Here is a 12,993-nt window from a genome sequence, read left to right as displayed (position 1 = left end):
TCGGCTACGCATCAATCCACCAAACAGCTTCTCAGCATTCAACGATATCGGTACCCAACGTCTGACCATGGCCGACCGAATCCAACTCGACCTACCGATTCTCCTTCCCGACGTGCCCGACGCGAAAGACACCTGCGTCGAGCGCCTGACGAGCAGCCTGCAGGAGCACGTCGGGATTGACCGGGCGCACGTGGCGACCGCCACGAACGGCGAGCCCGATTGCCTCTGCATTCATTACGACCCGGACGCCGTGTCCCTGCCCCGCATCCGGCAGATGGCCAAGAGCCTCGGCACCGAAATTACCGACCAGTACGGCCATCTCGTCTGGGGCGTGGAGGGCATCACGCATCCGCGCCGCGCCCGCACCATCGCCAAGCGGCTGCGCGGGATCAACGGGGTGTTAGAGGCAGAGGCCAGTGCCGCCGAGCGAATTCGCGTCGAGTACGACCGGGACGCGACCGGCGAAGAGCCCATTCGGGACGTGCTGCGGTCGATGGGCGTGCGGGTGCGGGGGGACGTGCTCGATGCCCGCGACCTGGCCCCGAACGAGACGACTGAGGGCCACGATCACGCGACCGATGAGGAGCACGAACACGACCATAGCGGCATCTTCGGCGAGAAAACGGAACTGATCTTCGCGATCGTAGCCGGGGTGTGTGTGGCTGCCGGGTTCGGGCTCTCGTTCGTTGGGGGCGTGTCCGAATGGATTCCCTGGGGGCTCTACGTCGGTGGGTATGTCTTCGGCGGGTACTACACGGTGCGGGAGGCCGTCGACACGCTCCGCGTGGGGGACTTCGAGGTCGATTTCCTGATGCTCGTGGCGGCGGGGGGGGCGGCGGCGCTGGGGAAGTGGCTGGAGGGGGCGTTTCTGCTGTTTCTCTTCTCCCTCGGCCACGCCCTGGAGCACTACGCGATGGGCCGCGCCCGGCAGGCCATCGAGTCGCTCGCCGAGCTGGCGCCGGCCACCGCGCTCGTCCGACGCGACGGGGCCGAGGAGGAGATTTCCGTGGACGACCTGCGCATCGGGGACACCGTGATCGTGAAGCCGAACGAGCGCATTCCGGCCGACGGGTTCGTGACCGACGGCGAGAGCGCCGTCAACCAGGCGCCCGTGACCGGCGAGAGCGTGCCCGTGGACAAGCAGCCGGTCGAGACGCCGGACGCAGTCGATGATCCGACCGATCTGGGCGCGGCGCACCGCGTCTATGCCGGCACCATCAACGGCAGCGGGGCGCTGACGGTGCGCGTGACGAAGCGGGCGGGCGAATCGACCATCTCACGGGTCGTGCAGATGGTGACGGAGGCGGAGGCCGAGAAGGCCCCCACCGAGCGGTTCACCGACCGGTTCGAGCGGATCTTCGTGCCCGCCGTCCTCGCCCTCGTCGCCGTTCTGCTGTTCGCCTGGATTCCCCTCAACGAGACGTTCGCCGACAGCTTCTACCGCGCGATGGCCGTGCTCGTGGCCGCGAGCCCGTGCGCGCTGGCGATCGCCACGCCCAGCGCCGTGCTCAGTGGGGTGGCGCGGGCCGGGCAGGGCGGCGTGCTGGTGAAGGGCGGCGGGCCGCTCGAACGGCTGGGCCGCCTCGGCGCCCTGGCCTTTGACAAGACCGGTACGCTCACGGAAGGAAAGCCACGGGTCACAGACGTGCGACCCTACAACGGGACCTTAGAGGAAGAACTCCTCCGCGTCGCCGTTGCTACCGAACAGCTCAGTGATCATCCGCTGGCGGAGGCGGTCGTTCGGCATGGCCAAGAGCATCTCGACGGCCGCTCGCTTCCGGACGCCACGGGTTTGGAGAGCATCACGGGCCGAGGGATTCGAGCGTCCCTCGGGGGCGTCCCTGTATACGTTGGGAAGGACACTCTCTTCGACGAAATCGACGGGTCTTCTCTTCCCGAGGCTCTCCGGGAAACGGTCGAATCCCTGGAGTCAAAGGGGCGGACGACCATGATCGTTCGAAAAGGAGAGACCTATCTCGGTGTGATTGGTCTGGCCGACACGCCTCGTCAGGGAGCTGCCGACGTGGTGGAGCGGCTGCGACAGCTCGATATCCGGCGGATGGTGATGATCTCCGGCGACAATCAGCGGGTGGTCGACGCCGTGGCGGAAACCCTCGGCATCGACGAGGCACGCGGCGACCTCCTGCCCGACGACAAGGTGGACACCGTGCGGGTCCTCCAGAACGACGAGGACGTGGCCATGGTGGGCGACGGTGTGAACGACGCCCCCGCGATGGCGAACGCCAGCGTGGGCATCGCCATGGGCGCGGCCGGATCGGACGTGGCGCTGGAAACAGCCGACGTGGCCCTAATGGCCGACGATCTGTCGCGCCTGCCGTTCGCGGTGGGGCTCAGCCGCCAGACGCGCCGCGTCATTACACAGAACCTGTGGATCGCGCTCGGCATGGTGGCGGTCCTCGTGCCGGCCACGATCTTTGGACTAGACATCGGCCCGGCGGTGGTGCTCCACGAGGGCTCCACGCTACTCGTGGTGGGCAACGCGCTCCGTCTCCTGAGGTATTCGCCGTAGAACCTCTCGTTGCATGGTGCCTGTCGAGTCCCGAGGACCGGGCGACGCTCGGTCGCGCATCGCCTCTGGACGCGCTCTCACGGAACCGGAGGAATTCCGGCGTATTGGGGAATTCTGAGTCATCTTCCCGAACTCGCGGTTTTGTGCCTATGCCTCCCGACACCGCCGAGGACTCCGACACGCTCGACACGAGCTGTGGAACCGAGGAGGTGCTCTCGGAGGCGCTGCCGGCCGACCCCGTGACCGACGCGACGGTTCGCCTCCTCAAGGGGTTTGCCAACGAAACCCGGCTGCGCATCCTGTGCCTCCTCCGCGACCGGGAGGTCTGCGTCCACGACATCGTGGAGGCCCTCGGCATGAGCCAGTCGGCCGTCAGCCACCAGCTGCGGGTGCTCCGCGATGCGCGGCTCGTCGCCCACCAGCGCGAGGGGCGGCACGTCTACTACCGCCTCGCCGACGACCACGTGCGTGAGATGCTAGAGAATGCTCTTACCCACGGGGCCGAGCCGGAATCCCGATGACCCTGGCACAGTACGGACGGGTCTCAAGACCAGGGATCAGCGGCTCAGAATGCGATCGTAGTCCGCATGGTGGCCGATCCAAAACCGGACGATCGTCCCGTTGATGTCGGTGCCTAGCGCACGGTAATCGAGACTCACCCGAACGGACCACAGCTCGTCCGTGACCTTCTTGAAGTGGAGGGAGGGATGGGACGGATCGTTCTTCAGAAGTTCGAACTTCTGGTCTGCTTTCGCCCGGACGTGGCCCGGTAGCTGCTCGTAGTGTTCCCAGAACTCGGGCGTGGCTCGATGGGTCACAGCGACGTCGTTCGACCGGCCTCGTAGTCCTCTTTCGCCTTCTCGATTTTCTCGTCCAGCCGACCGTCCTTCGCGTCGCGCTCGATCTGCTCGTCCCACACGTCGGCACGATACTCCCGAAACCACTCCGAGAACTCGGCCAGTTTCTCCGGAGGCAATTTGGAAACGGCCTGTTCAAGCTCCTCAACATTCATGAGGGAGGTCGTGTCTTCTGCGTGCGAAGAAACGTATTTTCCTAAAAGGCAACGTACGAAGGCGGCCCGCCCGCCGCGGGTTCCGGCCCGGTTCAGTTATCCTGCGGTATCGTTGGGCACGCCGAAGCCACCGCCCCCCGGCGTCTCGATGCGGAGGCGACTGCCCGCCGGCAGCTGTCGGGAGAAGTGCGCCGGCAGTTCTTCTTCAGTTCCATCGGGATGGACAAGCACCGTGCGCCCCGGGGCGCCGTCCTCTCCCTCCTCGCGTCCCCAGGGGCCCCGCACGCGCCGTGTGCTGAGCATCGTCGCGGTCGTCGGTACCAGCAGTTCGTAGACGCGCACAAGGCCGTCGCCCCCACGAAACCGGCCCGCTCCGCCGCTGCCCGGCCGCAACTGATAGGCGACGATCCGGAACGGATACGTCTGCTCCAGCGCCTCGATGGGGGTATTGAGCGTGTTCGTCATGTGCACGTGCACACCGCTGAGGCCATCCCCTCCCGGCCCTGCCCCCATGCCGCCCCCGATGGTCTCGTAGTAGGCGAAGGGGGAGCCATCGGGCCGGGCGCCGCCGAGCGTGAGATTGTTCATCGTGCCCTGTCCCGCAGCAGGCACCCGGTCGGGGAGCGCTGGGGCAAGGGCCCCGAGTACCGTGTCGACGATGCGCTGGGAGGTCTCCACGTTGCCCCCCGCCACGGCGTGGGGCGCCTCGGCATTCGCGAGCGAGCCTTGCGGCGCCGTTACAGACACCGGCGCCAGGCTGCCCGCATTCACCGGTATGTCGCCGCCGGTGAGTCCCTGCACCACGTAGTAGCACGCCGACTCGGTGATGGGCAGCACAGCGTTCAGGTTGCCATCCACCGCCTCGTCGGTGCCCACAAAATCGAACGTGACGGTCTCTTCGTCCACCGTCGCCGTCACGCGGATCGTGGCCGTCTCGTCGCCCTGTACCTCCAGCTCGTCGGCGAACGCGTACGTGCCCGCCGGCCAGTCCGCCAGGGCCGCACGCGTCCGGCGTTCGCTGTAGGCCTGTAGGTGGCGGGCGTAGGTGGTCACCTCGGTCGCGCTGTGCGCGCTGGTCAGGACCTGCAGGCGCTCCGCCCCCACCGAATGGGCCGCGCGCTGCGCCGCCAGGTCGCCCCGCCGCTCGTCGGGCGTGCGCACGTTGCGGAGGAGCATCCGCAGGAGCGCGTCGTTGCGCGTGCCGCCCTCGTACAATTTGACGGGCGGAATAATCGTGCCCTCCTGCACCAGCTCGGTGGCGAGGGGGAGCGAGCCGGGCGTCATGCCGCCCACGTCGGCGTGGTGGGCGCGGCTCGCCACGAAGAAGGCGGGCGTGTCGGCGTCGCCCACAAACACGGGCGACACCATCGTCACGTCTGGCAGGTGCGTGCCGCCCTCGTACGGGTCGTTCAGCACCACCACGTCGCCCTCGGCCCAGGCGTCGACGGCGGCCCGGGCCGCGTCCACGCTCGCCGGCATGGCCCCCAGATGGACAGGGATGTGGGCGGCCTGGGCTACCAGTGCACCGTCCCCGTCGAAGACCGCGCAGGAGAAGTCGAGCCGCTCTTTGATGTTGGGCGAGTAGCTGGTGCGCCGGAGCGTCACGCCCATCTCGTCGGCCACCCCTTCAAAGCGGTGGCGGTAGAGCTCCAGGAGGATGGGGTCAGCGCCGTCCATCGAGAGATCGAAGGGATACAGGAAAGCAGAAGACGGCGGAAGAGATGAAAACTGCCTCGATCAGTAGCGAATGCGCACCGAGATCGTGGCCCGTCGGCCCGGCAGGGTGCGGGCCCACCGCGAGACCGTACCGTTCCGGTGGGGCTCCAACGCCCAATCGGCGGTGTTTCTCCGGTCGAGGACGTTCGCGATCCCGATCCGTCCCTTGACCTCAACACCGCCCCAGGACTGTGTCATGCTGAGCCCCGTGTCGAGCCGGTAGAGCGGGGACAGGACATGCGTACCCGGTCGGTCTAGACGAATCCGATCCCAGGCCTCCTCAAGGTCCGCGGGCGTCAGGTACGCGTAGTAGGCCCGTCGGTAGCCCCAGGTGCGGCCCCACACGCCCTCGCCCTGCGCCTCAAGGGCGACGCCTTCCCCGAGGGGAACCTCGGCGCTCAGGGTGAGATGATGGGGCTTGACCCAGGGGACCGGAGTCGAGCGGCCGTCAAAGCGACCCGGGAAGGTTCGGTGGGCCCGGCTATATTCGTACCGCAGCGCTCCCATCAGCGAGGGCCCATCGTACGTCACGTGCAGGCCCCCGCCGTAGGCATCCCCCTGGCTCGAACCGAGGATGCGGGAGGCACCTGGCGTGTCTCCCAGCCGTGAGGGGGTATTCCGGAGGGCCGGATAGTCGACGGCGAGCAGATGGGGCTGCCACTTCCGGTACCCCTCTAGGTCGACCTGCCAGTGAGCACCCGGCCGCCACGTGAGGTCGGCCGCGAAGTGGTAGACGCGGGACGGCGTCATGGACGAAGAGACCGGAAGCCACACGTGCGTGGTGGGTACGACGGCCGTGGCGCCGTCTCGGCGGAGTTCAAACTGTGTCGTGAATTGTCGGTAGAGACCGCCCTTCACCTGGAGCCCTACCGTTCCGAGTGCGCCTAGCGACCGGTTGTAGCGAAAACGCCCCCGCGGTTCTGCGAACAGTCGGGCCTGCGACGGGAGCCCCGTCAGACGGATGCCTCCCTCGAGCGTTGCGTGGGGACCGATCCCGACGGTCGTTTCCGCGGCGGTCGCGAGCCGGACCGATTTTCCCCGGTGCCGGAGCCGCGGGGCAAACGCATTTCCGATCCGGAAGCGGCTGCTCTGGTACGTCGCGGTTGCCGTCAGCGCGAGCCCGCCACGGGTCGAGAATGCGACGTCGAGGCGGCCTTCGAGATCGACCTCCGATATGCTGTTCATCCCCTCCTGTTTGTACGCGGCCCGCCGGGCCGCGGCCACCGTGGACGTGTAGTCGTCGGACGGCGAGTCCTGTCTCAGGGGCCCAACCTCGGATTGCGTTTCGCCCCGATAGTGGCTCACGGAGGCCTGCAGGGTCCCCGTCGTCCGTGATGTCACAGGGGCTTCGTAGCGGGCCTGCGCAGCCGTGTTCGCCCACGAAAACTCGTCGTGGGTGGGCAACGCAAACGCCGACGTGTCGACCACACCACCGAGCGAGGCCTCGGTACCGGCTGCAGCGCTGAACCGCCCCCCGACATTTCGCCCCAGCACGAGGTCGGCCCCGAGGTGGCTCCCCCCATGGTAGGCCGACACGTACACCTCCTCCGCCGGACCGAGGTCGAACTGGGCGGCGCCGTGCAGGTCGTAGAAGCCCGCGCTGGGCTGTGCCCGGGCACCCAGATGGCCCCCCGCGAGAGAGGTGTCAGCGGGAGTCCGGGCCGCCGCGAGCACGGGATCGAGCGTCGACCACCGGTCGATAAGGTCGTGGAGACCAGCCTCCTGATACACGTCCCAGACGCTGGTCCGGGCGGCCATCATCACCGTCACGGGGACGGTCCCCAGGGACGCGGTCCCCCGAAATCGTCCCTCAACGCTGCGCGGGGTTACCCGCACAGTCCCGTACCGGGACTTTCGGCCCGAGAGGTCGTGCCTCAGGTGGATGGTGCCGGACAGGGCGTTCCCGCCCAGCACGCCGAACCCGGCCTTCCGGGCCGTCAACCCGTCGAGGGCCAGGGGACTGAACGCTCCCAGGAGCTGGCCCGCACTCGTCGGGTTCCGAACCGGCACGCCGTCGAGGTAAAACCGATGATCCCCTGCGTCCCCGCCCTGAATGTGGAGGTTGGCGTAGGGGGCCGAGGTGGTTAGTCCGAGGAGGGTGCTGGCCCTGTCGAGCACGTCGGGAGGGCCCGCCCCCACCGGCTGGCGTAGCTGCGCGGCCGACACCCGATCTTCGCCCCCTTGAGCAGAGGACGAGCCGTATCGATCGGCGTCAATGACGACCGAGTCCGCAACGATAGGGGCCGGGGCAAGTGTTGCTTCGTGACGGGCCGCTCCCCCGGGCGGCACACGAACAGTGGCCTCATGACGGGCGTAGCCGAGGCGGCTGATCACGACAGTGTGGGGACCCGGCACGAGCCCTGTCAGCCGAAACCGTCCCGCCGAGTCGGTCACCGCACCCGCAAACTGCTGGGCGTCCGGCAGCCGCACGTGGGCCCCCACCAGTGGACGACCGCTTTTTCCACCCCGAACGCTTCCGGTCAGTTGGCCTCGCCGAGGGGGACGGCGGACGGCGGTCTGGAGAACGTACGTTCCCTCCGAGGTTCGGACGTAATCGATCGGGTGCTCCTCAAGCAGACAGCGAAGGAGCGCAGCCGGGGCGACATTGCGGGCCGTACAGGACGCCCGGTGTCCCTCGACGAGCGCGAAGTCGTACACGAGGCTGATGCCGGCCGAGGCAGCCGCCTGCTCCAGCGCCTGGCCAAGGGGCACGCCCTGAACGTTGATCGAGGCAGGTTCACTGCCCGTCGACTGGGCCACGGCCTGTCCCCCGATCCCCCAGAGGAGGAGCACTGCCAGAAGACCGATTCCGCGCAATGAGACCGGAGTGGCAGTCATAAGTGGCCGGGACGCGCTGTGTTGGGGCGGCTGAGAGAACGGGACGGAGGAGAGCGACCCCTCTACGGGCCGTTCGATCCCGCGAAGATCTCAAATCCCCGGCTCGTGGGACGATAGTTCAGATCGCGGGCTGTACAGAGGTCGTGAAGGATGGTTTCGAGATCGGTCGGTGTTGGATAGTAGAGCGAAACGGGGGCGTCGGGCCGGCGGACGGACGGATGGAGACGAAGGACCTTATCGTAGCGCCGCTCGAGTGCCTGGATCACTGCCGACAACGGCCGGGCATGGACCGCGAAGCCCTCGTCGCGCCACGCGAGGATGTGGTCGACGGGGGCTGGCTGGGGCGCCGTGGGCGACGATGACGCCGCCGCCACGTGACTCATGTAACCGGGCTTAGACAGAACGACGGTATCCGTCGGCTGGGTCCGGGGAGCAACCCGAACGCGCCCCTGAACCACGGTTACCTTCGTGCCGGTCTTCCCCGCGGTTCGGGCCGTCACGTTGAAGCGGGTTCCCACCACGGAGACTTGAGCGGTCGTCGTTTTGACCTCGAAGGGACGCGCTCCCTCGACTACCTCGAAGAAGGCCTCCCCGTCGAGACGCACGACACGCTGCTGGGCGTCCACGAAGGGCCAGGACTGGAAGGCGCGGCGGTACGTGAGGGTCGTCCCACTGTTGAGCTCAACCGTCGACCCGTCGGGGAGGGACACCGTTTGCTGCTGGCCGGCCGGGGCCGTCACTGTCACCGGCCGCTGCCACAGCCAGAGCCCTCCCACCAGCACGACGACGGCGACGGCGAGCCCCCAGGCCCACTGCGGGGACCGGCGGTGCTGCGGCCGGCGCGCCGGGCGCTGCTCGCGCCGGGATGTGGCCTCGGGGTCTGCGGGGTCCGGCTCTCCGTTCTCCGGAGTGGGAGCTAGCTCCGGGTGGCGCTCTGCCAAGTCCGCCCAGGCTGCCTCGGGGTCGGCCGCCTCGCCAGCGGTCCCTTTCGCCGTGCCGAGCAGGTCCCAGACTGCCTCAAGATCAGCCCGCTCTTCGGGCGACTCTTTTCGAAGCCGGTCGCGGAGCTCAGGGGGGATGTGGGGAGTATCAGTGCTCATCGCGGTCGAGCAGGTTGGGTTCGTGATCGCGAATGCGCTCGCGCAGGTGCTTCAGGGCCCGCACGATGTGGTTGTTGACCGTCCGCGGCGAAATCCCCATCACCTCCGCGATCTCGTCGTGACTCAGGCCTTCGAAGCGACTTAGGGTGAGGGCCTCCCGCTGCCGATCGGGGAGTTCTCCGATCCACTGCCAGAGCCGATCTTCGAACTGACTGGCCGCCGCCTGCGCGTCAGGAGGCTCCAGCGGGGCCGGCTGGGCGGCCGATTTGTCGCGCACGTCCTCTTCTTTCTCGGCTCGGGTGCGTCGGGTGCGTTCGTGGTTGTAGGCCCGGTTCCGCGCCATCCGGTAGAGGTACGCCTCCAAGGACCGCTCCGGCACGAGTGACGCCCGCGCGTCCCACAGCCGAATGAACACGTCCTGCGTCACGTCCCGGGCGGCCTCCGGCCCCTGAACGATCGACCGGACGTACCGGAAGAGCGGCTCGTACATTTCCTCAAACAGCTCGGCGTATGCGGAACGGTCCGACGCCTTCAGGCGCCGGCACCACTCCTCAAACGGCGGTGCGTCGGGCATGGGACCGTCGGAAACTCCGGAGTTAGCGGGAGGGAGAATCACCCCGTGCGTGTCTCCAACACGTGTCTCGGCTCCAATGACCAGTTCCGCCTACCGCCCGGCCCGCCGCTCGATCCAAACGTTCCGCCAGGTGTCGATGCGGGCCCGCCATCCAGGGGGGACAACGAGGGTTGCGTCGTACTGATGGAGGACGGCCGGGCCCTCGAACGCGTGGCCGTGGTGCAGGTCCGTTCGGGCGTAGGCGGTCGTTGGGGTTGGCTCGTCGTTGAACCAGACCGGCCGGGTCCCCAGCACGGCATCGTCTAGGGGCCGGCTCGTTTCGGGTTCTCGGGGCAGGGCCGGCGGCGGGACGGCGACGGTGCCCCGTCCGCGGAGGGCCACCACCTCCACCGGCTCGTCCGGATCGGCGTGGCCGTAGCGGCGGCGGTGCCGGTCGTGGAAGGCCTGGATGGCGTCGTCGACGGCCGCACCGGTGATCGGCGTCTCCAGCGGCACGCTCACCTCATAGCTCTGCCCCGCGTAGCGCACATCAAGTTTGACGTCGAGCGCCGGCGTCCCGTGGTCGGCGAGAACGTCCTGGACCTCGCGTTCCACGGCAGCGGCGGCCTCGCGGAGCGGCGCGGGATCGTCCCGGAGCGCGGCGGCGCGGGTCAGGACCGCGCGGGACGTGTCGTACACCACGTCGGCCATAAGCAGGCCGAGGGCGCTGAGAACACCGGGCGCGGGCGGGACCAGCACCCGCTTCATGCCCAGGGCCTCAGCCAGCGCCACCGCGTGGAGGGGCCCGGCCCCGCCGAAGGCAACGAGCGTGTAGTCGCGGGGATCGTGCCCCCGCTCCACCGAGACGCGCCGGAGCGCCCGCTCCATGGTCGTGTTGGCCACGCGAAGAATGCCAAGGGCGGCCTCCTCCGCCGACCGGCCCAGGTCCGCCCCGAGCGCCGCCACCGCCTCGCGGGCCGCCTCGGGGGCCATGTCGAGGGTCTCCGCCCCGCCCAGCACGTGCTCGGCCGCCAGGCGCCCCAGCACGAGGTGCGCGTCGGTCACCGTGGGTTCGGTGCCGCCGCGCCCGTAGCAGACGGGCCCCGGCTCGGCCCCCGCACTTTCCGGCCCCACCCGCAGGCTGCCCCCGGCGTCGACGTGAGCAATGCTCCCGCCGCCCGCCCCCACCGTGTGGATGTCTGTGGCGGGCAGGCGCAGCGGCAGGTCCGCGATGGTGTGCTCGGTGGTGCGCGGCACCGCGCCGTCGCAGAGGGCCACGTCGGCACTCGTGCCGCCCATGTCGAGCGTCATGATGCGGGGCGCGTCGGTGTTCAGGGCGCGCCGGGCCACGCCGAGGGCCCCCACCACACCGCCGGCCGGACCGCTCAGGGCCAGCCGGGCGGCCTGCTCGGCCGCAAGGTTGAGCCCGATGGTGCCGCCGTTCGACTGCATGACGCGGACGGGGCGCTCCCCCAGCGTCTCGTCGAGCCGGGCCAGGTACTGCTCCACCGGGGGGCGGACGTAGGCGTTGACCACCGTCGTGGCCGTGCGCTCGTACTCGCGGTACTCGAGGAGGAGGGCGCTGCTCCGCGTGATCGGCACGTTGTCCGGAAGGGCCGCCCGCAGAATCTCGGCGGCCCGCTCCTCGTGCTCTGGATCCCGGTACGAAAACAGAAACACGAGGGCCACGCTCTTCACATCCTGCTCAGCAAGCATCCGCGCCACCTGCCGCACGGCGTCTTCGTCGAGGGGCGCGAGCACCTCACCGTCGGCACTCAGTCGTTCGGGGACCTCGTGGCGCCGCTCGGCCGGAACGAGCGGGGACGGACGCGAGGGCTGCAGGTCGTAGAGGTCGGGCCGGTTCTGGCGGCCAATGACGAGCACGTCGGCGAAGCCCTCCGTGGTCACCAGCGCCGTGCGGGCGCCGCGCCGTTCCAGCAGGGCATTCGTCGCCGTGGTGGTGCCGTGGACGATGGGCGCGGTGGGGCCAACCTCCAGACGATCAAGCCCTGCGACAACCGCCTCGTGCTGTGGGTCCGTGGTGGGCTCTTTGTGGACTTGTAGGCCCTCGTCGGTGACGACGACAAAATCGGTGAAGGTGCCGCCGACATCGACGCCGACGGCTGGGGGCGCACTGGGAGACTCGGGGGACGGGGACGGCATGGAACGTCAAGACTGGAGCTAGAGCACTCGTCTCGTGGCTGCACTGACAGTGCTTGGGCGATGGGGCAGACGACCAATCAGCTTCCACGGTACTCGCGGCAATCGCATATTTCGTCTCGCCTGGACGAAGGGGAGATCTCTCCACATGCGTCATAGATCATGCCCACGGAGAGAAAGAAAGTGGGAGCACCCAAAAACACTTCTTGGCGTCCTACAGGGCGGGTGGGGCCCGGCGACCGCGAGCACGCTCGCCGTCACTGGGTTCGAGAGGCCACATTCAAGGCCCGATCGTCCCATGATTACATGCCAGAGCTTTTCATTTTCGAGGATGCAAGTTATTGTGGTCCTATCACCTGAAATCTACCTGTTTTTCCCAGGAACTGAGTAAGGAGAGACCCCCATCCACCAGACCTTTCGAAAATGGAGGCCGTCCCATGGTTCAGCGCATTATCGGGGTGTTTCAACTCGACGTACCCACCTTCGAACAGATCGAGCACGATACGACCGCCACTGGACAGGCTGCAGGCGTGGTGGCCATCGCGGCCGTGTGCCAGGCCATCGGACGCTCGTTTTCAGCCTTTATCTGGGGCGGAGGGGTCGGTGCGGGGTTCCTGGTCACCATCGTCGCCGCCTTCATCGGATGGGTCGTCTGGTCGGCCCTCACCTACTGGATCGGAACGACCCTCTTTGAGGGCCAGGCCGATCTCGGGGAGATGCTCCGTGTGATCGGCTTCGCGAACGCCCCGCTGATCCTCGCGATTATTCCCTGCTTTGGGACGTTGGTCGGGGGCATCTGGGCCCTCGTGGCCGGCTTCGTCGCCATCCGACAGGGCCTGGACCTCGACAACACGAAAACGTTCGTGACGATCATCATCGGCTTTCTCGCCTACGTCGTGATCGCCGCAATCGCGAGCATCTTTACCGGTGGCATGGCGGCAATTCCCGGCTAACCGCCCGGCGCTTGCCCGTGCGTACCGGGGGGCTGGCTTCTACACGTCGAACAGCGTGTCGAAGTACTGCTCGCCGCCGTCGCAGATGATCGTCACGACCCGGGCGTCCGGGTGGGCCGCGCTGATCTCCA

The 12,993-nt window shown here is 68.1% G+C and carries 10 protein-coding genes; 3 read left to right on the top strand and 7 right to left on the bottom strand.

Annotated features, from left to right (window positions below; all coding sequences use genetic code 11):
- Positions 1-67: 67 nt before the first annotated feature.
- The gene (locus ABEL04_RS05700; protein WP_375801421.1) at positions 68-2,530 is read left to right on the top strand and encodes a heavy metal translocating P-type ATPase; all 2,463 of its coding nucleotides are present in this window, start codon (positions 68-70) and stop codon (positions 2,528-2,530) included.
- A 149-nt stretch (positions 2,531-2,679) separates the two neighbouring features.
- Entirely contained in the window at positions 2,680-3,051 is a 372-nt protein-coding gene (locus tag ABEL04_RS05695) for an ArsR/SmtB family transcription factor (protein ID WP_375801420.1), read from the top strand.
- A 36-nt stretch (positions 3,052-3,087) separates the two neighbouring features.
- Here ABEL04_RS05695 and ABEL04_RS05690 read toward each other — a convergent pair whose 3' ends face one another.
- From ABEL04_RS05690 to ABEL04_RS05660, 7 genes are all read right to left on the bottom strand, one after another.
- The gene (locus tag ABEL04_RS05690) at positions 3,088-3,348 is read right to left on the bottom strand and encodes a type II toxin-antitoxin system RelE/ParE family toxin (protein ID WP_375801419.1); all 261 of its coding nucleotides are present in this window, start codon (positions 3,346-3,348) and stop codon (positions 3,088-3,090) included.
- Complete coding sequence (locus ABEL04_RS05685) at positions 3,345-3,542, bottom strand: hypothetical protein (protein ID WP_375801418.1); 198 nt, start codon at positions 3,540-3,542, stop codon at positions 3,345-3,347. The genes ABEL04_RS05690 and ABEL04_RS05685 overlap by 4 nt, the downstream gene beginning before the upstream one ends.
- Before the next feature lie 96 nt (positions 3,543-3,638).
- The gene (locus ABEL04_RS05680; protein WP_375801417.1) at positions 3,639-5,219 is read right to left on the bottom strand and encodes a hydantoinase B/oxoprolinase family protein; all 1,581 of its coding nucleotides are present in this window, start codon (positions 5,217-5,219) and stop codon (positions 3,639-3,641) included.
- A 60-nt stretch (positions 5,220-5,279) separates the two neighbouring features.
- Complete coding sequence (locus ABEL04_RS05675) at positions 5,280-8,096, bottom strand: carboxypeptidase regulatory-like domain-containing protein (RefSeq protein WP_375801416.1); 2,817 nt, start codon at positions 8,094-8,096, stop codon at positions 5,280-5,282.
- 62 nt (positions 8,097-8,158) lie between these two features.
- Positions 8,159-9,196, bottom strand: a complete 1,038-nt coding sequence (locus ABEL04_RS05670) for a FecR family protein (RefSeq protein WP_375801415.1) — start codon at positions 9,194-9,196, stop codon at positions 8,159-8,161.
- Positions 9,186-9,770 carry an RNA polymerase sigma factor gene (locus ABEL04_RS05665; RefSeq protein ID WP_375801414.1) on the bottom strand — a complete coding sequence of 195 codons (585 nt, stop codon included), beginning with the start codon at positions 9,768-9,770 and terminating at the stop codon, positions 9,186-9,188. The genes ABEL04_RS05670 and ABEL04_RS05665 overlap by 11 nt, the downstream gene beginning before the upstream one ends.
- A gap of 90 nt (positions 9,771-9,860) precedes the next feature.
- Entirely contained in the window at positions 9,861-11,912 is a 2,052-nt protein-coding gene (locus ABEL04_RS05660; RefSeq protein ID WP_375801413.1) for a hydantoinase/oxoprolinase family protein, read from the bottom strand.
- Positions 11,913-12,346: 434 nt separating this feature from the next.
- Between ABEL04_RS05660 and ABEL04_RS05655 the strand changes: the two genes are divergently transcribed.
- Positions 12,347-12,862 carry a YIP1 family protein gene (locus tag ABEL04_RS05655; protein WP_375801412.1) on the top strand — a complete coding sequence of 172 codons (516 nt, stop codon included), beginning with the start codon at positions 12,347-12,349 and terminating at the stop codon, positions 12,860-12,862.
- The last annotated feature ends 131 nt before the right edge of the window (positions 12,863-12,993 follow it).

The organism is Salinibacter sp., from assembly GCF_042218895.1.
GTDB lineage: Bacteria > Bacteroidota > Rhodothermia > Rhodothermales > Salinibacteraceae > Salinibacter.
Note: the sequence above shows the minus strand (reverse complement) of the source record. Positions and strands in the feature narration are given on the sequence as shown.